General features: G+C 69.3%; 14 protein-coding genes. 11 read left to right on the top strand and 3 right to left on the bottom strand.

All coding sequences use genetic code 11. The features are described 5' to 3' along the window. Both BR39_RS0113785 and BR39_RS0113790 read right to left on the bottom strand, forming a co-directional pair. Positions 1–1338 carry an LLM class flavin-dependent oxidoreductase gene (locus BR39_RS0113785; RefSeq protein ID WP_029912835.1) on the bottom strand — a complete coding sequence of 446 codons (1338 nt, stop codon included), beginning with the start codon at positions 1336–1338 and terminating at the stop codon, positions 1–3. Between the two features lie 165 nt (positions 1339–1503). After that, positions 1504–4020: a TonB-dependent receptor gene (locus tag BR39_RS0113790; RefSeq protein ID WP_081916778.1), complete on the bottom strand. Its 2517-nt coding sequence runs from the start codon at positions 4018–4020 to the stop codon at positions 1504–1506. A gap of 261 nt (positions 4021–4281) precedes the next feature. Between BR39_RS0113790 and BR39_RS0113795 the strand changes: the two genes are divergently transcribed. The 4 genes from BR39_RS0113795 to ggt all read left to right on the top strand — a co-directional run bounded on the left by BR39_RS0113795 (position 4282) and on the right by ggt (position 10762). Continuing rightward, a complete protein-coding gene (locus BR39_RS0113795) occupies positions 4282–4761 on the top strand; it encodes an RNA polymerase sigma factor (RefSeq protein WP_081916823.1) in 480 nt (159 codons plus the stop codon). Further along, positions 4748–5740, top strand: a complete 993-nt coding sequence (locus tag BR39_RS25345) for a FecR domain-containing protein (RefSeq protein ID WP_051695663.1) — start codon at positions 4748–4750, stop codon at positions 5738–5740. Before BR39_RS0113795 ends, BR39_RS25345 begins: the two co-directional genes overlap by 14 nt. A gap of 159 nt (positions 5741–5899) precedes the next feature. Further along, on the top strand, positions 5900–8956 hold the full coding sequence (locus BR39_RS0113805) for a TonB-dependent siderophore receptor (RefSeq protein WP_029912848.1): 3057 nt from the start codon (positions 5900–5902) through the stop codon (positions 8954–8956). Between the two features lie 69 nt (positions 8957–9025). Next, positions 9026–10762, top strand: coding sequence for a gamma-glutamyltransferase (gene ggt, locus BR39_RS0113810; RefSeq protein WP_051695664.1), 1737 nt, complete (start codon positions 9026–9028; stop codon positions 10760–10762). Positions 10763–10815: 53 nt separating this feature from the next. Here the strand turns inward: ggt and BR39_RS0113815 are convergent, their stop codons facing one another. Next, positions 10816–12264, bottom strand: a complete 1449-nt coding sequence (locus BR39_RS0113815; protein ID WP_035018436.1) for an amidohydrolase — start codon at positions 12262–12264, stop codon at positions 10816–10818. Positions 12265–12609: 345 nt separating this feature from the next. Here BR39_RS0113815 and BR39_RS0113820 point away from each other — a divergent pair, with 345 nt between their 5' ends. The 7 genes from BR39_RS0113820 (at position 12610) to BR39_RS0113850 (ending at position 20171) form a co-directional block, all read left to right on the top strand. Beyond that, complete coding sequence (locus tag BR39_RS0113820) at positions 12610–13602, top strand: LacI family DNA-binding transcriptional regulator (RefSeq protein WP_029912855.1); 993 nt, start codon at positions 12610–12612, stop codon at positions 13600–13602. Positions 13603–13759: 157 nt separating this feature from the next. Beyond that, positions 13760–14776 (top strand): LacI family DNA-binding transcriptional regulator, encoded by a 1017-nt coding sequence (locus tag BR39_RS0113825; RefSeq protein ID WP_029912858.1) that lies wholly within the window; start codon positions 13760–13762, stop codon positions 14774–14776. Positions 14777–14884: 108 nt separating this feature from the next. Further along, positions 14885–15922: an SMP-30/gluconolactonase/LRE family protein gene (locus tag BR39_RS0113830; RefSeq protein ID WP_029912861.1), complete on the top strand. Its 1038-nt coding sequence runs from the start codon at positions 14885–14887 to the stop codon at positions 15920–15922. Between the two features lie 33 nt (positions 15923–15955). Further along, entirely contained in the window at positions 15956–16378 is a 423-nt protein-coding gene (locus BR39_RS0113835; protein WP_029912864.1) for a hypothetical protein, read from the top strand. 26 nt (positions 16379–16404) lie between these two features. Further along, the gene (locus BR39_RS0113840; RefSeq protein ID WP_081916784.1) at positions 16405–17724 is read left to right on the top strand and encodes an MFS transporter; all 1320 of its coding nucleotides are present in this window, start codon (positions 16405–16407) and stop codon (positions 17722–17724) included. A gap of 29 nt (positions 17725–17753) precedes the next feature. Further along, on the top strand, positions 17754–19784 hold the full coding sequence (locus BR39_RS0113845; protein WP_029912870.1) for a PQQ-binding-like beta-propeller repeat protein: 2031 nt from the start codon (positions 17754–17756) through the stop codon (positions 19782–19784). 24 nt (positions 19785–19808) lie between these two features. After that, positions 19809–20171 (top strand): cytochrome c, encoded by a 363-nt coding sequence (locus BR39_RS0113850; RefSeq protein ID WP_029912873.1) that lies wholly within the window; start codon positions 19809–19811, stop codon positions 20169–20171. The last annotated feature ends 8 nt before the right edge of the window (positions 20172–20179 follow it).

The raw sequence follows: 20179 nt of genomic DNA on the forward strand, positions 1-20179 counted from the left end.
TCATTCCGCCGCGATCTTCTGAGCGGCCCAGCGATGCTCGGGCACGGGAAGCCCCAGGTGTCCGCGCAGGGTGTCGTGCTCGTACTCGGTGCGGAACAGGCCCTTGGCCTGCAGAAGGGGCACGACCTTCTCGCGGAACAGGGCGAAGTCGCCCGGACCGGTGACGTGCAGGATGAAGCCGTCCACGGCCCGGCCAACGAACCAGCGCTCGATCTCGTCGGCGACGGTCTGGGGCGAGCCGACGAAGTTGGCCTTCCAGCGCCCGAAGCGTTCGGCGGCCTGGCGCACGGTCAGGTTCTCGGCCTGGGCGATCCGGACGATGCGCTCGGCGTGGCCCTTGTAGCTGTTGAGGCTGAGCTTGCTGACGTCCGGGAACGGGCCGTCCAGTGGGTACTGCTTGAAGTCGTGGTAGCCGAAGGCCCGGCCCAGCTCGACCAGCAGCTTGTCGATCTCGCGGCTTCCCGCCTTGGCCTCGGCGATGGCCTGGGCCTCCTCGTCGGTGTCGGCGATGATCGGGGCGATGCCCGGCAGGACGCTGATGTGGTCGGGATCGCGGCCCAGGGCCGCGGCGCGGGCCTTGAGGTCGGCGTAGTACTCCACGGCGTCCTCGAAGGTGTCGACGCCGGCGAAGACCCCTTCGGCGATGCGCGCGCCCAGATCGCGACCCGGACCGCTGACCCCAGCCTGGAAGATCACCGGCTGGCCCTGGGGCGAGCGCGACAGGGCCAGCGGACCGGCCACCGAGAAGTGCTTGCCCTTGTGGTTCAGCGCGTGCTGCTTGGTCTTGTCCAGGAAGACGCCCGCGGCCTTGTCGCGCGGGAAGGCGTCGTCCTCGTAGCTGTCCCACAGGCCCTGGACGACGTCGACGAACTCGCCGGCCCGCTCGTAGCGCTCGCCATGCTCGAAGTGCTCATCGCGACCGTAGTTGCGCGCGGCGCCCTCCAGGCCGGTGGTCACCACGTTCCAGCCGGCGCGGCCCTTGCTGATGTGGTCAAGCGAACCGAACTGGCGGGCCACGTTGTAGGGCTCCCAGTAGGAGGTGGTCAGGGTGCCGACGAGGCCGATCTTCGACGTCGAGACCGCGACGGCCGACAGCAGGGTCAGGGGCTCGAGGCGGTTGAGGAAGTGGGGCGCGGTGTCGGGGGTGATGAACGGGCTGTCGACGATGAACACCAGGTCGAACTTGGCGGCCTCGGCCAGGCGCGCGTTGTCGATGTACCAGTTGATGTCGATGCTGGCGTCGCCGGGCAGGGCCGGGTCGCGCCAGCGGGTGTGGTCGGTGCCGACCCCGGCCAGGATCGCGCCGAGTTTCAGTTGGCGGGTGGGGTTCTGCGTCATGGGGAAGCCCTCGAGTTGAAGGCCGACGCTACGATCCGACGGCGGGCGGCGATAACGAGCACTGCTGAACAGCCCGATTTGCCCTGTTTAACTGAGGGGTGAAAATATCAAGGATTACAGGGTGTTTTCGGTTTTCTTTCGCCGCTTCGAGGAAAATTGCGGCGGCTACCACGACCGACGGACGGTGAGGGTCAAGGTGCGCGGCGTCGCGCCGTAGATCTGGTCGCGGCCGAAGGCGCTGGAGATCGCCCGGTCGGGCGTCTCCTTGTCGAAGACGTTGCGCACGGCCAGCGCCAGGCTGGTCGGTCCGTGGTCGATCGTCAGGGTCACGGTGTCGAGCGCGCCGGCGGGCAGGTACAGATAGTCCGGGTCGTCGGGGCGGAAGGCCGAGGTGAGAGCCGAGCGCCGCTCGTTCTGCCAGCTGAGCAGGGCCGAGGTGTCGGGCCCCAGGGCGTGGCGATAGGCCAGGGTCGCGGTGTGCCGATAGCGCGGGATGTTCGGCGCCCGGTCGCCGGGCTCGGCCTGGAACTCCGCCCGCGCCAGATCGGAGACGCTGGTCAGGCGGGCGTCGGTGAAGGCGCTGTTGAACTCCAGGGTGAAGCCGCGACTGAGGTTGGCCTTGAGGGCCGCTTCCAGGCCCTGGATCCGCGTGGAGCCGATGTTCATCACATAGCTGAACGCGCCCTTGGGCGTGGCGTTGGCGAACTGCATGTCGTGGAAGTCGATGTGGAAGGCCGCCGCCTCGACGACCACGGCATTGCGCAGCAGTGCGCGGCGGGCGCCGATCTCGTAGTTCCACAGGTGGTCCGGGGCGAAGGTCTGCACCGCCTGGGCCGGGTCGGGGGTGGTGTTGACGCCGCCGGGCCGCGCGCCTTGGGAGGCCTGGAGATAGAGGGCGCCGTCGTCGTCCAGCCGCCATTCGGCGCGGACCCGCAGGTTGAACTCGCCGCCGTCGGCCGCGCGCTCGGGCATCGAAGTGGTCGAGCCGCTGATGATGTTGGGGATCAGCACGTCGGTCCAGGCCGCCCGCCGGGTGGCGGCGTAGCGGCCGCCGGCGGTCAGGATCAGCCGCTCGCCGATCGGCTGGACCAGCTGGGCGAAGACGGCGGCCTGGTTGAAGCGCGACCCCAGGGTCCGAAGGCCGGTGTAGCCGGCGGCCTCGTCGACCTGACCCTGGTCGTCCAGGACGTGGGCGGCGCTGCGCGTGTGCTCGCGGCGGCGCTCGAAGAACAGGCCGGCCGTCCAGCGCCCCGACCCCAGGTCGCCGTCGGCGCGCAGCTCCTGGACCAGCGACTGGATCTCGGTGGCCTGGACCAGCACGCTGGGCGCGCGGCTGTTGACGTAGGCGGCGTAGGCGTCGAGCTGCCCGGGCCCGCAATCGGCCTGGATCGCGAAGTAGCGCTGGCAGCCGGCCGGGTCGTCGGCCAGGCCCAGGACCACCTGGCTGGAATCCAGCCGCCGGCCCAGGTTCCAGCCGTAATAGGCCGTCGTGCTGGTGAGCACGGTGTGGGGCAGGCGCAGCGTCAGGGTCAGGCTGGACAGGCCCAGGTCGTGGTCGCTGCTGTTGAGGCTGTAGCGGTCGGACAATCCGGGGCCCAGCGCGCCGTTCCAGACCGAGGTGTCGCCGATCCGGCGCTGCTGGTAGACGGCCAGGCCCGACGCCTCGAGCCGGTCCGACAGCCGGGCCTTGACGGCCACGCGCACACCCTGGGTCGTCTCGTCGTTGGTGTCGTCGCGGCCCAGGCGGACGTTGTCGATATAGCCGCCGTTGTCCCGGCGGTAGGCCACCAGGCGGACCGCCAGGTCGTCGCTGACCGGCAGGTTCTCGGCCACCGCGATCATGCCGCCCGCCGCGCCGCCGCGGACGAAGCGGGCCTGCAGGTTGGCGCTCCCGGCGTAGCGGCCCAGCACGGCCGGGTTGGGTTCGATGCGCAGTTCGCCGCCGATCGCCCCGGCGCCGTGGTCGAAGCCCTGGGGGCCGCGCAGGACATCGACGTGGTTGATGTCCACCAGGGCCAGGTCCGGCGTCACCAGGCCCGGGTCCGAGTTGGTGCCGGACGGACCCGAGACCGGGGCGCCGCCGAAATAGACCGGGGTCGTCGCCTCGCCCGCGCCGTAGACCCCCCGCAGGGCCAGCTTCAGCTGGCCGGCGCCGGACGGCAGGGCGTTGAGGGCGGGCGACAGGCGGGCGACCTCGCCCGGGTCGAAGACACCGCCGCCGGCCAGGACGCGGGCGCTCAGGCGCTCGACATTGGGCGGGGCCTCGTCGGAGACGGCGGTGACGATCACGGTGTCGACGGGGTTGGACTCGCCGGCGGACAGGCGCGGGCGTTCGGTCGTCGCGACCTGGGGCGCGGGGGGCGGCGCGCGGGCGGTGATCAGGATCATCCGCTCGCCGACGATGCGGTAGTCGAGGTCGGACCCGCGCAGCAGCCGCTCCAGCGCCTCCTCGATCGTGAAGGTCCCGTTCAGGCCGGCCGTGCGCCGGTCCTCGACGACGGCCGCCGAGAACAGAACCTGCTTGCCGCTCTGCAGCGCCACCCGCTTGATCGCCTCGGCCAGGCTGGACGCCGGGATGGCGAACGCCTGACGGGGCCCGGCCGGCGCTGCTCCGGCGGGCTGGGGCGCAAGGGCCGAAGACGCGGCGAGGGCGCCCAGGAGGAAAAGAATTGCGCGCGTCAAGGGAGGTTGTTGAGTAGTATATCTTAAGTTGATTTGACGATAGATGTGAATGGCCGTGGTATATCAGTGTACTCAGATTGAGCGCCAATGATGCATAGCGCGGATCATTGGGCAAAAATCTAAAGGTGCTGGCGAAACGCGCGATCGCGACTTGACGCGAGGCGGGGCAGGGGTGAACCGGGGCGGGTGTTCGCGAAACGGGCGATAAGCGGGGCAGGGGAGCCGTCTCCGGCGCAGACCGAGGTCTGGCGGTACGCGCCGATGCTGCGTGGCTATTTCATGCGGAGGATGGGCGGCGACGTCGACGACCTGGTCCAGGAGGTTCTGCTGCGCATCGAGCGGCGGCAGAGCAAGGAGCCCATCGACAATATCGAGGGCTACCTCTTCCAGGTGGCGTCCAGCGTCCTGAACGACACCCTGCGGGCCGACCGGTCCCGCCAGCGCTCCAAGCACACCGAACTCACGGAATTTCATCACCCCGTTGAGGTTTTGTCGCCGGATCGCGTCTTGGAAGGGAAGCAACAGCTGGCCCTGGCCCTGAGCGTCCTGGAATCGATGCCCGAGCGGTCCCGGCAGGCGTTCATCCTCGTCCGGTTCGAGCAGATGAGCTATTCGGCGGCGAGCCGCGTGATGGGGATTTCCGTCAGCGCGGTCGAGAAACACATCATGAAGGTGGTTCGGCGACTGACCGAGCGCCTGCGGAGCGACGATGATCCAGGACGGAACGATGCGAACGGTTGACGAGCAGGCGCTGGACGCCGCCGCCGGCTGGCACGCGCGTCTGGGATCGGGGCGGGTCAGCGCCCGCGAACAGCAGGACTTCGACGCCTGGATCGACGCGGCGCCGGAACACCGGAAGGCCTGGGACGAAACCCGGAGCGCCTGGGCGCTGGTGGGCGAGCTGGCCGATCATCCGGCGCTGGCCCAGGCCCGTCGCCAAGCGCGCAAGCCCGCCGCTCCGCGCTATTGGACGCCGGTCGCGATCGCCGCCGGTCTGGCCGCCGCCGTGGCGCTGGGCGTCACCTGGAGGGCCCTGGCGCCGGCCAGCCTCGCGCCGGCCGAGCAGGCGCAGGTGGCCGCGATCGACTATGCGACGCCGGTCGGCCAGGTCCGCCGCGTCGCCTTGGCCGACGGCACGGTGGTCATGCTCGACGCCGATTCCGCGATCTCCGCCGCCTTCGACGGCAAGACGCGTCGCGTGACCCTCTCGCGCGGGCGGGCCCAGTTCCAGGTCGCCCACGACGCGGCCCACCCCTTCGTGGTCACGGCCCAGGGGCGCAGCGTCACGGCGCTGGGCACGGTGTTCGACGTCGATCTCGAGCCCTCGGCCGTCACGGTGACCCTGCTGCAGGGCAAGGTGGCGGTGCGCGAGCTGACCGCCCGCCAGGACGCCCGCCAGGCCATACTGGCGCCGGGCGAGCGGCTGGTCGCGCCCGGCCAGGGCGCCTGGTCGCGGCGCGCGATCGACACGACCCAGGCCGCCCGCTGGCTGAAGGGCGACCTGGTGTTCGACGAGAGCGAGCTGGGCGCGGTGGCCGCCGAACTGAACCGCTATTCCAGCCGCAAGCTGGTGCTGGCTGACGCGGGCCTGGCCCGCACGCCGATCAGCGGCGTGTTCCGGGCCGGCGACCCCGAGGCCCTGGCCGAAGGCCTGGCGGCTAGCGGCGTCGCCCGTGTCGCGCGGCGCTCGCCCGACCAGATCGTCCTGACCAAACCCTAGGCGTCCGGCGCCCCGTCCTCCGGAAAATTCGCCCCCGTGAAGAAAAAACGTCGGGCGGGGGTGAGGGACCTTCCGCCGCTTACGTCTGACTTTGCGGCCGTCAGGGGTCCCGGAAATGCACCCGGGCGCACGGTCGTCGGTCGAGGGGATAAAATCGCAATGAACACCAGGACTTCCATCCGCGCCGCCATGCTTGTGACGACGGCGCTCACCGCTTCGGTCTGGAGCGGCCAGGCGCTGGCCCGCCAGACGGCGACGCCGCAGGACGATGCCGCCGCGGTCGAGGAGATCATCGTCGTCGGCACCCGCATCGAGGGCTCGAAGGTCACCGCGGCCCTGCCCGTGACCTCGATCGACGCCAAGCAGATCGAGGCGATCGGCGCGACGTCGGGCGACGACCTGTTCCGGGCGATCCCCCAGATGGGCGACGTCAACTACAACTCCAGCTACATCCCCAATAGCAGCAACTCGGCGCGGGGCGACATCGGTTCGGTGAACCTGCGCAACCTGGGTTCGGGCAACACCCTGGTCCTGCTGAACGGCCGCCGCGTCGTGGCGCACCCGACCAGCCAGGCCGACGGCTCCAACCTGGTGCCGGTGATCACCTTCAACACCAACGCCATCCCCACCACCGGCCTGTCGCGCCTGGAAGTGCTGCGTGACGGCGCCGGCGCCATCTACGGCTCGGACGCGGTGGCCGGCGTGGTCAACACCGTGCTGAAGGACAACTACAGCGGCGTCGAGGCCGAGGCCCAGTACGGCATGGCCGAGGGCACGCACCTAAAGGAGTACGGCCTGAACGTCCTGGCCGGCCACAACTTCGAGCGCGGCAACGTCACCGTGTTCCTGAACTACAACCAGCGCACGGCCCTGCGGTCGGGCGACCAGGACTTCACCGCCTCGGCCGACAAGCGTCCGCTGTTCGCGGGCACCCGCTTCGACGGCGCCGCCTCGCTGGACGGTCGCGCCACGACCACGCCCTGGGGCAACTTCACCGCCGCGGCCCGCGTGACGCAGAACGGCACGGCCATCACCAGCTCGGCCGGCGCCTTCCACATCCAGCCGACCACCAATCCGGGCTGCCTGGCCAGCGCTGGCTCGGGCATCTGCTACGACGACGGCACGGTGGCCACCTCGGGCGACGACCGCAACCTGCGCTACGATCCGCAGGCGGGCGCGGGCACCTCGATCATGCCCGAGCTGAAGCGTCTGAACATTTATCTGACGGGCAACTACGACATCACCGAGAACGTCCGGGCCTACGGCGAGGTCGGCTACTACACGGCCACCACCCACGCCTTCCAGAGCCCTGTCTACATGACCTCGGCCCAGGTCGTGACGGTTCCCACCACCAACTACTGGAACCCCTTCGGCCCGACCACCTTCAACGGCGTGGCCAACCCGAACCGTCTGCCGGGCATCAACGCCCCGGCCGGCGGCCTGAACGTGACGATGGCCAGCTACAGCTTCGCCGACCTCGGCCCGGCCAAGGTCGACGTCAAGAACACCCAGAGCCGCTTCCTGGGCGGCTTCAAGGGCGAGAAGTTCGGCTGGCATTGGGACACGGCGCTGCTCTATTCGCAGGCCGAGGTGAAGGACACCTCCGACGGCATCAGCGCGACCCTGCTCCAGAAGCAGCTCGCCCTGTCCACGCCCGACGCCTACAACCCGTTCAACGGCGGCAACCTGGCCAATCCCAGCGTCGGCGACGGCACGCCCAGCAACGCCGCGTCGCGCAACGCCATCATGGTCAAGAGCACGCGCGACAGCACCAGCACCCTGGCGTCGTGGGACTTCCGGGTCTCCAAGGCCGACCTGTTCCACCTGCCGGCCGGCGACGTCGGCGTGGCGGCCGGGATCGAGGCGCGCCGCGAGACCCAGAAGGACGATCGCGACGCCCGCGTGGACGGCACGATCAAGTTCAAGAACACGGTCACTGGCGTCACCTATGACAGCGACCTGATCGGCACCAGCACCTCGCCCGACACCAAGGGCCACCGCACCGTGGCCTCGGCCTACGCCGAACTGGCCGTGCCGGTGATCTCGCCGGAGATGGGTATCCCGCTGGTCCGCAATGTCGAGATGCAACTGGCTGGCCGCTACGAGGACTACAGCGACGTCGGCGACGTGGCCAAGCCCAAGGTCGCCGTGGCCTGGGACCTGGTCGACGGCCTGCGCCTGCGCGGTTCGTGGTCGGAAGGCTTCAAGGCCCCCAACCTCGAGCAGATCAACGCCACGGTGGTGACCCGCTCGAACACCCGCACCGACTATGTGCGCTGCGAGGCCGACCTGCAGGCGGGCCGCATCTCCAGCTTCAGCAACTGCACCCGCACCCAGAGCACGGCCGCCCAGCGGTCGGGCAATCCGGACCTGAAGCCGGAAACCTCGACCTCGACCGGCTTCGGCGTGGTGTTCGAGCCGAAGTTCATCGACGACCAGTTCGGCCACTTCACCTTCACCGTCGATTACTGGCGCGTGAAGCAGAAGGGCATCGTCGGCATCTTCGGCGAGGGCAACGCCCTGATCCTGGACTACCTGGAGCGCATGTCGGGCGGCTCGAACCCGAACGTCGTGCGCGCGGCCCCCACCGCCGACGACATCGCCGCCTTCAACGGCACGACCCTGACGCCGGTCGGCACGGTGCTGTACGTCAAGGACCAGTACGAGAACCTGCTGCCGCAGGAAGCCCGCGGCATCGACTACAATCTGATGTGGCGCCTGCACGGCACCCGGTTCGGCGACTTCGACGTGAACATCGGCGCGGCCCAGCTGCTGAAGTTCTACCAGTCGCCGTCGCCGGCCATCGCCGAACTGCTGGCCGCGCGCTCGGCCGGCAAGATCAACGCCGGCACGACCATCACCGGGGGCGGCGATCTGCTCAAGCAGAACGGCAAGCCCGAGCTGAAGTGGACCGCCGCCCTGACCTGGCGCCTCGACCAGGTCACCGTCGGCGCCTTCACGCAATACACCAGCGACGTGCAGGACACCTCGCTGCTCGACTCGGCGGGCGCGGCCTGGACCGTCGACTCCCAGCTGACCGGAAATCTGTACGCCCAGTACGATTTCACGGACGGCTGGGCGTCCGACACCAGCCTCAAGCTGGGCGTGCGGAACATCACCGACGAGAAGCCCCCCCTCTCGTCGAACGGGTACATGGGCAGCCTCTACCAGCCCTACGCCCGGTACTGGTACGCCAGCATCCGCAAGCGCTTCTAGTCCACGCTCCCGAGGCCCCGGCGTCATCCCCCCCGACGCCGGGGCCGCCTTGCTTTCCAGAGTATGCCCATGATCCGTAACTGCTTCCGCGCTCCGCTGCGCCGCCCGCTGCTGGCGCTCACCGCCGCTTTGATGCTGGGCGCCGCGCCGCTTTCGGCCCTGGCCCAGGAGGGCACCGGCGGCGATATCGTCGGCTACGGCCAGATCCACCATCCCGAGATCGGCCGCGGCGGCATGGTGGTCGCCCAGAACCGCATCGCCGCCGAAGTCGGCGCCGAGATCCTGCGCAAGGGCGGCAACGCCGTGGACGCGGCGGTCGCCACCGCCTTCGCCGAGGCCGTCAGCCTGCCGCGCGCCGGCAATCTGGGCGGCGGCGGCTACATGCTGATCCATGTCGCCAAGACCAACGAGACGATCGCCATCGAATATTACGGCCAGGCCCCCCTGGCCACGACGCCGGACCTGCTGGTCGGCCCCGACGGCAAGGCGGGCGGCAAGCTCAGCCAGAGCTTCAAGGGCGTGGCCGTGCCGGGCACCGTGGCGGGCCTGTGGGAAGCGCATCACCGCTACGGCAAGCTGCCCTGGAAGGTCGTCGTCGATCCGGCCGTGCGGATGGCCAAGGCCGGCGTGGTCCTCAGCGACGACGAAGCCAACGCCCTGAACGGCGAGCGCAAGGCGATGCTGGCCGACCCCGGCGCGGCCAAGGCCTTCTTCAAGAAGGACGGCTCGTCCTACCAGCCCGGCGAGCGCCTGCCGCAGCCGGATCTGGCCTGGAGCCTGGCCCAGATCCGCGACAAGGGCGTCGACGCCTTCTACAAGGGCGAGGTCGGCAAGCGCATGGTGGCCGGGGTCAAGGCCGGCGGCGGCGTGATCTCGATGGACGACCTAGCTGCCTACAAGGCCAACGTCTCGCCGCCGATCTGGGGCAAGTACCGCGGTTACAAGATCGCCTACATGCCGCCGACGGCCTCGGGCGTAACCCTGGCCGAGGTGATGAACATCCTCGAGACGTTCCCGATGAAGGACCTGGGCTCCAACAGCGTGGCCAGCCTGCACGTGCTGTCCGAGGCCATGAAGATCGGCTGGACCGACCGCCAGTACGTCGGCGGCCCGCCGCAGTGGACGACGCCCGTCGCCGGCCTGACCAGCAAGCCCTACGCGGCCGAGCGCGCCAAGCTGATCTCGATGACCGCCTCGCTGTCGAGCAAGGACCTGAAGGGCGGCGATCCCTACCGCTACGAAAGCCCCAACACGACGCACTTCTCGGTGGCGGACGCCGAGGGCAACGCGGTCAGCAACACCTTCACGCTCAGCGCCTCGTTCGGGGCGCACGTGGTGGCGCCGGGCACGGGCTTCCTGCTCAACAACTCGATGGGCAACTTCTCGTGGGGCAAACGCGCCGAGGCGAGCACCGCCAACAAGCCCGAGCCGGGCAAGCGGGTGGGCTCGACCATCACCCCGCTGATCGTCTTCAAGGACGACAAGCCGTGGCTGGTCACCGGCACGCCCGGCGGCGGCTATATCATCGCCACCATGGCCCAGATGCTCAGCAACGTGATCGACCACGGCCTGAACGTGGCCGAGGCGGCCGAGCGTCCGCGCATGAACCAGTCGGGCGTCGACGGCCCGCTGGAGCTGGAGGCCGGCTTCTCGCCCGACATCGTGCCGCTGCTGGAGGCCAAGGGCCACAAGGTGACGCCGTCGATGACCATGGGCAGCACCCAGTCGATCCTGATCGACGGCGGCCTGTTCTACGGCGCGGCGGACACCCGTCGTCCCGACGCCGCGGTGGTGGGCGCGCGCTAGCCGCCGCCCCATCCGTCAAGAAGAAAGGGCCGCTCCGAGGAGCGGCCCTTTTGCTATTCGGCGCCGGCGTTCTTGCGGTAGTCCAGCGGCGGGGCGCGGTCGCCCAGCAGGGGCTTGTAGACGAAGCCCGTGCCCTGGCGCTGCTTGAGCTCGGCCTTGGCGCTGGCGACCAGCTTGGGATCGCTGAACACGTCGGCGCCGGTGAGGGCGATGGACTTGGCGGCGACCACGGCGCCCTTCACGCCGATCGTCGTGCCGGCGGTGGCGGCGTTCTGCCAGCTGTGGCCGGGCGAGCCGGGCACGAAGGTGGCGGTGACCAGGCCGACGGTCGGCACGTTCCAGCTGACGTCCGACACGTCGGTCGAACCGCCGCTGGCGCCGCCGCGATCGTAGGGGGCGATGGTCTTGACCGAGGCCAGGTCGCCGCCGCCGTCGGGCAGGCTGGTGGCCAGCTTGGTCGCGAAGGCGGTCTCCTCGGCTGTCCACTGCTCGCCGCCCACGCGGCGCAGGTTGGCGTCCATGGCGCGGCCCAGGGCGTCGTTGGGCAGCATGCTGTAGACGCCGCCGGTGACCTCCCAGTCGACCGTGGTGCCGGTGGCCAGGGCCGCGCCCTTGGCGGCGTTCTCGACCCGGCCCCAGACGTCGCGGACGATCTTCGGGTCGACGTGGCGGACGTAGTAATAGACCTCGGCGAAGTCCGGCACGACGTTGGGCGCCTTGCCGCCACTGGTGATCACGTAGTGGATGCGGGTGCCGTCCGGCACGTGCTCGCGCAGGAAGTTGGTGGCCACGTCCATGATCTCGACGCCGTCCAGGGCCGAGCGTCCCTTGGACGGCGAGGCGGCGGCGTGGCTCGACACCCCGTGGAAGCGGAACTTGCCCGAGAGGTTGGCCTGGGACGGCGCCTGGGCGGCGCTGTTGACGTTGCCGGGGTGCCAGTGGATGGCGATGTCCACGTCCTTGAACAGGCCCTCGCGCACCATGTAGACCTTGCCCGAGCCGCCTTCCTCGGCCGGCGTGCCGTAGACGCGCAGCTCGCCCTTCACGCCGTGGGCGACCATCCATTCCTTCAGGGCGATGGCGCCGTTGACCGAGGCCGCGCCGAACAGGTTGTGGCCGCAGCCGTGGCCGGCGTCGCGGCCGGGCAGGGGCTGCTTCTCGGGAACGGCGGCCTGGGCCAGGCCGGGCAGGGCGTCGTATTCGGCCAGCACAGCCACGACCGGGCCGGGGCCCGTCTTGAAGCTGGCCACGAAGGCCGTCGGCTCACCGGCCACGCCCGGCGTCACGGTGAAGCCGGCCGCCGTCAGCTGCTCCTGCAGCAGGGCCGAGCTCTTGGTCTCCAGGTAGCCCAGCTCGGCGAAGTCCCAGATCTTCATGGCCGCGTCCGCGAGCTGCGGCTGGCGGGCGTCGACCCGGCGGATCAGCTCGGCGCGATCGGCCTCCTTGATCGGCGCGGCCTGGGCGCCGGCGACGACGAGCGCGCTTGCCGAAGCCAGCGCCATTGCGAACCACGAACTCTTCAATGTTCCACCCTTCTTGTCGGCGCCGAGCGTCGGCGCACGGATTAAGACGTAGCGCGCGGACAAAGCATCACCTCGGGCGGATCAAGAATCTCGCCGCGAACCGAAGAGGCGGAACGGGAGCGTCGCCGAAAAGGCGAGGGCGCGTCCAGATACGAAAAATCCGGCCAAGCGGATGGATTTCGCCCAAAACCAGAGGCGGCTCCCCGTCGGGGCTGGACCTTGTCCGAAAAGGTCCTCTAGGAAGAGAAACGTGTGATGTTGATCACATAGCGAGGGCGGAAACACTTGAGGGGCCAGACGAAGAAGCAACCGCCTTCCGGTTCGGTGAACATCAAGCAGGTCGCCGCCGAGCTCGGCGTCTCTCTGGCCACGGTGTCGCGCGCGCTCTCCCATCCGCATCTGCTCCGCGCCGAGACGCGCGAGCGCGTCCTGGCGGCCATAGACCGGCTGGGATACCAGCCCAACCTGATCGCGCGCGATCTGCGCCTGCGCGAGAGCCGTCTGGTCTTCGTGGTCGTCCCCAGCCTCAGCCCGTTCTTCCTGGAGGTCTTCCGGGGGGTGGAGCGCGGAGCCAGGGAGGGCGGCTACACGGTGCTGATGGGCCACAGCGAGCGCGATCCGTCGCGCGAGCAGCTGTTCCTCGACCAGGTGGCCAGCCGCCGCGCCGACGGCGTGATCCTGGTCACCAGCGCCGAGCCCGGCCTGATGGCGGCCCGCAAACGGCACATGCCGCCGGTCGTCGCCGCGCTCGAGACGATCGAAGGGCAGGCGTTCCCGACGGTGCGCGTGGATCACCGCAAGGCCTCGATGGACGCCACCAACCATCTGCTGGCCCTGGGGCATCGCCGGATCGCCCACATCGCCGGCCCGCAGAAATCGCCGATGGCGGCGCATCGTCTCGAAGGCTTCCAGGCGGCGATGGCGGCCGCAGGGCTGGACGCGACCGCCTATCCGCAACTGGCCGGCAATTTCACGGTCGCGTTCGGCGAGGAGGCGATGGAGGCCCTGCTGGCCTGCAATCCGCCGCCGACCGCGGTGTTCGCCGCCAACGACGAAATGGCCGTCGGCGCGATCCAGACCATCAAGCGCGCCGGTCTGCAGGTCGGGCGCGACGTGTCGGTCATCGGCTTCGACGACCAGCGGATCGCCAGTCTCTACGAGCCCTCGCTGACCACCATCAAGGTGCCGACCGAGGAACTCGGCTACCGGTCCATGCTGTCGCTCTGGGACCTCCTGCGCGGCAGGCCCGCGGAGGAGGACACGGTTCTCCAGACCTCCCTGATCATCCGATCGACCACCGGACCGCCCCCTGGCTGAGCTCGACGTCGCCGTAACGCGCCCCGATAGCGCTGGTCGTGAGCCTATTGCTCCAAATGGAAACGTTTACAATTGAATTGAATTGCTTGATATGAGTTTCAGAGACGCTTCGATGCGCTCCCTGGTTCAACATAGATCATTGTGAATTCAAGACTTCATGAGCAAAAGGGAACGGGCCGTCACTCTTCGGGAGGTTGCGGAGGCGGCGGGCGTGTCCGTTGCGACAGCGTCGCGCGCGTGCTCGAAGCCGCAGCTGGTGACGCCGGAAACCCGTGAGCTGGTCGCTGCGGCGATCGATCGCCTGGGCTATCGTCCCAATGTGATCGCCCAGGATCTGAAGCGCGCCTCGACGGGGGTCGTCCTGGTGGTGGTGCCCAGCCTGAGCCCGTATTTCCTGGACATCTTCCGGGGGGTGGAGGCGGCCGCCGCCGAGCTGGGCTACACCGCGCTCGTCGGCCACAGCGACCGCCGGGGCGACCGCGAGGTGGCCTTCGTCGATCGGGTCCGCAGCCGGCGCGCCGACGGCGTGATCCTCGCCACCAGCGTGGACTCCGGCGGGCTGCATTTGGGGCGTCCGCCCATGCCGCCGGTCGTCGTGGCGCTGGACGAATGCGGCGCCGGATACCTGCCCAGCGTCAGCGTCGACCACGAGGCGGCGGCGTTCGCGGCCACCTCGCATCTGCTGGCCCTGGGCCATCGGCGCATCGCCCATATCGCCGGCGCGGCGGGGTCCAGCATGTCGGAGCATCGCCTGCAGGGGTTCCGGCGGGCCCTCGCGGCCGCGGGGACGCCCCTCGATCCGGAGCTGCTGTTCCAGGGGGATTTCACCGTCGAGGCCGGGGAGCGGGCGATGGAGCGCTTCCTGATGATCCCGCATCGGCCCACCGCCGTGTTCGCGGCGAACGACGAGATGGCGCTGGGCGCGCTGCGGGCCTGTCGACGGGCCGGCCTCAAGGCGCCGCGCGACCTGTCCATCGTCGGTTTCGACGACCAGAGAATCGCCGCCCTGACCGAACCGTCCCTGACGACGGTCGGCGTTCCGACCCTGGCGCTGGGCCGCCAGGCGATGCTGCAACTGGGCCGGATCCTGGCCGGCGAGGCCGTACAGCAAAAGCTTGTTCTGCCGACGAAATTGACCCTGAGAGCTTCGACGGGGCCGCCGCCCTCGGCGTGAAATCGACGCCGTCGCGCGGCGCCGCTTGACACGTGTCGATGCAATGATAACGTTTACATAACGAGCTTCCGGAGCGGAGGCCTTGGTCAGTTGGGTAGGAAACACTTGATGAGAGCGCGTCTTCGCGCGGCGGTCGCCGCGAGCGTTTTGGCTTTCGCCTGCGGCGGTTCGCTGGCGATGGGCGTCGGCCCGGCCCTGGCGGCCGACAGCGCGGCCGCCGAGCCTCACGTTCTGCGTCTGGATCCCGCGCTCGACGCCGTCATCCCGCCCGGCGCGACGCTCGAGAAGGTGGCCGGAGGCTTCGGCTTCGTCGAGGGACCGCTGTGGGTCGGGGGCGAGCTGCGCTTCTCGGACCTGACGGGTAACAAGCTCTACGCCCTGGGCGCCGACAACAAGGTGCGGCTGCTCCTGGACAAGTCCGGCGGACTGCAGAGCCCGCCCGCCGGCGCCTTCCAGGGGTCCAACGGCAGCGTGGTCGGCCCGGACGGCGCCATCCTGCTCGAGCAGCACGGCGCGCGGCGGATCGCGAAGGTCGGCGACGACATGACGCTGACGCCGTTCCTGACCGGCTACGACGGCAAGCGCTTCAACAGCCCCAACGACATGGTCTATGCGCCCGACGGCGCGCTGTGGATCACCGATCCGCCCTACGGTCTGCTGGGGCAGGACAAGGATCCGGCCAAAGAGCTGCCGTTCAACGCGGTGTTCCGCTACGCCAACGGCAAGCTGACCCCGGTGATCACCGACCTGCCGCGCCCGAACGGGATCGGGTTCTCGCCCGACGGCAAGACGCTCTACATCTCCAACTGCGAGCCGGAGATGTTCGTCAACGCCTATGACGTGAACCCGGACGGCACGGTGTCGAACGGCCGCCGCTTCATCACCTATCCCGGCCCCAACCCGATCGACGTGCCCGACGGCCTGAAGGTCGACAGCCAGGGCAACGTCTGGACCTCGGGCCCGGGCGGCATCCGCATCATCGCCCCGAACGGCAAGGTGCTGGGCCAGCTGAAGACGTCCGACCGGGCCCAGGCCAACCTCGTGTGGGGCGGGCCGGACTGGAAGACGGCCTACATCATGGGCGCCGGAAATGTGTACCGCCTGCAACTGGCGATACCCGGCGAAGCGCCGCTGTACAGCCGATAATCACAAGAACAAGAAAGGGTTGGGAGGATGTCTATGAACCGTCGCAAAGCCATGGGCGTGGCCGCCAAGGCCGCTGTCGTCATCGCCGCCGTCGGCGCGGGCGCCGGCGTGGGGCGGGCCTCGGCCCAAGCCAAGACCAAGCCGATCGTGCTCTACTGCGATCTGAAGGTCGATCCCGCCCGCGAGCAGGAGATGCTCAAGCACTTCCACGAGAAGTTCAAACCGGCCGGAGCCAAGTTCAAGGGCTTCATCGATCTGAAGATGCTGAAGCTGCGCACCCTGATCCAGGGCGACAAGCTGCCGGACGGCGTCAACTACCGCTTCCAGCTGACCTATGAGAACGAGGAACTGCGGCAGATCTGGATCCACTCCACGACCCACGCCGAGCTATGGCCGGGGATCGAAAACACCCTGACCGACAAGAATTTCCACGTCTCCCTGTTCGACGAAGTCTGACCGGGCCGATGGGTGGGAGCAGTGTCATGAGCGCATCGAAGGTCGGCGGCGTCCGGTGGACGCTGGTGTTCTGGATGTTCGTGGTCGCCGCGGTCTCGTACCTCGACCGCAACAACATCTCGATCGCCGCAGCCATGATCCAGAAGGATTTCGGCCTCACCAACCTCCAGCTCGGCGGCGTGTTCAGCGCCTTCGTGATGGGCTACGCCTTCACCCAGCCCGTGGCCGGCCGCATCGCCGACCGCTTCGGCCCTTACCGCGTGATCGCGGTGGGCATCGTCTGGTGGAGCGTGCTGACGGCGCTGACCGCCGCGGTGCCTTCGGGGCTGACCTTCTCGCTGACCTTGCTGATGATCGTCCGGTTCGTGCTGGGCGTGGGCGAGGCCGTGATCTTCCCCGCCAGCAACCGCCTGGTGGCCACCTGGGTGCCCCGGTCGGAGCGCGGCCTGGCCAACGGCGTGATCTTCGCGGGCGTCGGGATCGGCGCGGGCGTGGCCCCGCCGCTGATCACCCACCTGATGCTCGCGCATGGTTGGCGCTCGGCCTTCTATGTGACCGCCGTGGTGGGTGTGGCCGTCCTGGCCGCGTGGCTGGTCTTCGTCCGGGATCGTCCCGAGCACCATCGTTCGGTCGGCGCGGCCGAGGCGGCCTACATCCGCCAGGGCGCCGGTCATGGCGTCGCCGCGGCCCGGCCCGCGCCGTGGCTGAAGATCGTGAAGGATCGCCAGGTGGCGCTGCTGACGCTCAGCTACTTCACCTACGGCTACGTCGCGTACATCTTCTTCACCTGGTTCTTCAAATACCTGTCCAGCGTCCGGGGCCTGGATCTGAAGGCCAGCGCGATCTACGGCATGCTGCCGTTCCTGGCGATGGCGGTGTGTTCGCCGCTGGGCGGCTGGATCGCCGACCGCCTGACGCCCCGGTTCGGCAAGCGGATCGGCCGCTGCTGGACCGCCGCCTTCGCCCTGGCCCTGTCGGCCGTGTTCGTGGCCCTGGCCACCCAGGTCGCCGACGCCCGACTGGCCAGCCTGTTCCTGGCCGGCGGGGCAGGGGCCCTCTACCTGTCGCAGAGCGCCTACTGGACCCTGTCGGCCGACATCGGCGGCGGTTCCGCCGGCTCGGTCTCGGGACTGATGAACATGGGCAACCAGCTGGGCGGCGTCGTCACCGCCTCGCTGACTCCGCTCCTGGCCGATCGCTTCGGCTGGACCGCCTCGTTCGTCTTCGCCGCGGTGCTGTGCCTGGCCGGCGCCCTGGCCTGGCTGTTCATCGACCCCGACGCCCCTCTGTCGGAAGCCGACCTGGGCGCCGCGCCCGCCCTGAAAACCAAACCGTCCGTCGTCTGATTATGTCCCGCGTTCACAGGACCCGCCGCATGTCGCCTTCCGTCAAATCCCTGTTCGTCGCGATGCTCCTGGCGGGCGTCTCGGGCACGGCCGCGATGGCCCAGAGCGCCACGGACTGGCCGAACTACGGCTATGACGCCGGCGGCACCCGGTTCTCGCCGCTGAAGCAGATCACCCCGGCCAACGTCTCGCGCCTGAAGCCGGCCTGGTCGTACGACATGCGTCCCGCCGATGTGCCCAAGCCCGATATCGAGGACCTGAAGGCCCGCGCCCAGCGCAACTGGATCGCCCAGGCCGGCGTGCGGCCGATGCCGATGCCCGGCGGGGTCAAGCCGCCGCCCGGGACGGCGACGCCCCCGGTCCCCGGCGGCATGGGCGCGCCGCCCGTGCCCAGCTCGGCCAGCGAGTTCACGCCCCTGGTCGTCAACGGCACGATGTACCTGTCGACCTCGTTCGGCCGCGTGGTCGCCCTCGATCCGGTGACGGGCAAGGAGAAGTGGGTCTTCCGCCTGCCGCACGACGAGATGATCTCCAGCGGCCGGGCCGTGCGGGGCTTCCACTACTGGCCCGGCGACAAGGCCAACGGCCCGCGCCTGGTGATCGTCACCGCGAACCTGAAGCTGTTCACGCTGGACCCGGCGACGGGCAAGCTCAACAGCACCTTCGGCGACGGCGGGGTGCTGAGCCTGCGCACGCCGGACGTGCTGGGCAATTATCCCAACGGCCAGCTCAGCGCCGACGCCTTTCCGGTCATGTATAAGAACGTGGTCATCGTCGGCTCGCGCGGTCAGGAGAACCCGCCGCAGGGCCCGCGCGGCGACGTGCGCGGCGTCGACGTGATCACCGGCAAGACCCTGTGGAAGTTCAACGCCATCCCCGAGCCTGGCGAGCCGAACTTCGGCACCTGGCAGGGCGACAGCTGGAAGAACGTCGCCGGGGTCAACACCTGGAACATGCTGACCGTCGACGAGGCGCGCGGCGTCGTCTACCTGCCGTTCGCCACGCCCGCCTTCGACCGCGACGGCCGCGGCCGCATCGGCGACGGCCTCTACGGCACCTCGCTGGTGGCCGTCGACGCCGCGACCGGCAAGTACATCTGGCACTTCCAGACCGTGCACCACGACCTGTGGGACAACGACATGCCGGCCGCGCCCACGCTGATGGACGTGAAGATGGGCGGCAAGGTGATCCCGGCGGTGGCGGCGATCAACAAGTCGACGATCCTGTTCATCCTGGACCGCACCACCGGCAAGCCGCTGTTCAAGGTCAACGAGACGCCGGTGCCGGCCAGCCACGTGCCGGGCGAGGTGGCCTCGCCGACCCAACCGATCCCGGTCAAGCCGCCCCCGCTGGCCAAGCAGGGCGTCGACCTGGACAAGGACATCTCGGACATCACCCCCGAGCACGAGGCCTTCTGCAGGAAGCTGGTCGCCGACAACCGCATGGTCGGCACCACCATGTACACGCCGGTCGGCTTCAACGAGGCCACGGTGACCTTCCCGGGCACCGGCGGCGGGGTCAATTGGGGCGGCGGCGCCTTCGACAAGGCCAACGGCAACTTCGTCATCAACGTCACCAACCAGGGCAGCCTTCAGTTCCTGGCCTTCGCCCCCGACGGCAAGCTGCAGCTGACAACCTCCGCCAACAGCTGGTTCGCCGACGTGCGCGACGGCGGCATGCAGTGCCAGAAGGGACCGTGGGGCGAACTGGTGGCGGTCAACGTCTCGACCGGAGACATCGCCTGGCGCACGACCCTGGGCGTGACCGACAAGCTGCCGGCCGACAAGCGCCTGACGGGACGTCCCAATGTGGGCGGGCCGATCGTGACCGCCGGCGGGCTGATCTTCATCGCCGCCACCGACGACAAGCGCTTCCGCGCCTTCGACGCCAAGACCGGCAAGCAGGTCTGGGAGGCCCCGCTGGCCGCCTCGGGCCACGCCACCCCGATGACCTACAAGGGGCGCGACGGAAAGCAGTACGTGTCGCTGGTGGCCACCGGCGGCTCCTATATCGGCTCGCCCAACACCAGCGACCTGCTGGTGACCTACGCCCTTCAGTAACCGCTTGATCCCACGAGGCGCCTTATGTCGATCCGAAACGTTCTCGCCGCCGCCGTCCTGACCTCGGTCCTGTTCAGCTGGGCCAGCGCCCAGACGGTGACCCCGGCGCCGCAAACCGCCTCGCCGGCGCCGGACGCCCAGGCCGCCACGCCCCCGCCGCCGGCGTTTCCGGAGGCGCCGGCCCGCAGCGGCAAGGACATCCTCGAAAGCTCGTGCACGGGCTGCCACGACCTGGGCGTCCTGACCGCCACGCCCCACGCCGCCGAGGAGTGGCCCGGCGTCCTCAAGCGCATGGTCGGCAACGGCCTGAACATCACGCCCAGCGACCTGAGCACCGTCCAGGCCTACCTGGTCGAGCACTATTCGGCCGAGCCTGGCGCCCACTAGCCGTCGCC

This window comes from Caulobacter sp. UNC358MFTsu5.1, assembly GCF_000712075.1.
In the GTDB taxonomy this organism is placed as follows: Bacteria; Pseudomonadota; Alphaproteobacteria; order Caulobacterales; family Caulobacteraceae; genus Caulobacter.